Origin of the sequence: Nonomuraea sp. PA05 (genome assembly GCF_008086045.1) — a bacterium.
GTDB lineage: Bacteria > Actinomycetota > Actinomycetes > Streptosporangiales > Streptosporangiaceae > Nonomuraea > Nonomuraea monospora.
On the sequence record NZ_VSEY01000108.1, the window covers coordinates 1 to 899 of the forward strand.

Below are 899 nucleotides of genomic sequence, written 5' to 3' on the forward strand. Positions count from 1 at the left end.
GAGGAGCCGGTCGATGGGTTGCGGCGGCGGCTGGTGGTGGCGGTGGTGCTGGCGGTGCCGGTGGTGGCGATGGCGATGGTGCCGGCGTTGCAGTTCGTGCACTGGCAGTGGTTGTCGCTGACGCTGGCGGCGCCGGTGGTGGTGTATGCGGGCTGGCCGTTTCATCGGGCGGCGTGGACGAATCTGCGGCATGGCGCGGCGACCATGGACACGCTGATCTCGGTGGGCACGCTGGCCGCGCTGGGCTGGTCGGTGTGGGCGTTGTTCTTCGGCAGCGCGGGGGTGGCCGGGATGAGGCATCCGTTCGTGTTGAGCATCGAGCGCGGGGACGGGGCGGGCAACATCTATCTGGAGACGGCGGCGGCGGTGACCGCGTTCCTGCTGGCCGGCCGGTATTTCGAGGCGCGGTCCAAGCGGCGGGCGGGGGCGGCGTTGCGGGCGTTGATGGAGCTGGGTGCGCGGGAGGTGGAGCTGGCCGATGGGCGGCGGGTGCCGGTGGATCGGCTCGGCGTGGGGGATCGGTTCGTGGTGCGGCCGGGGGAGAAGATCGCCACTGATGGGGTGGTGGTGGAGGGGTCCTCGGCGGTGGATGCCTCGTTGCTGACCGGGGAGTCGGTGCCGGTGGAGGTGCGGCCGGGGGATGCGGTGGCCGGGGCGACGGTGAATGCGGGCGGCCGGTTGGTGGTGCGGGCCGGCCGGGTGGGCGCGGACACGCAGTTGGCGCAGATGGCGCGGCTGGTGGAGGAGGCGCAGACGGGGAAGGCGCGGGTGCAGCGGCTGGCGGATCGTATTTCCGGGGTGTTCGTGCCGGTGGTGATCGTGCTGGCGGTGGGCACGCTGGGGTTCTGGCTCGGTAGCGGGGGGGGGGTGGGGGCGGCGTTCACCGCGGCGGTGGCGGG

1 protein-coding gene is annotated in these 899 nt (G+C 73.2%); it reads left to right on the top strand.

Annotated features, from left to right (window positions below):
* Positions 1-899, top strand: an 899-nt coding sequence (locus tag FXF51_RS60230) for an HAD-IC family P-type ATPase (RefSeq protein ID WP_148443838.1), incomplete at both ends; no start/stop codon positions are given.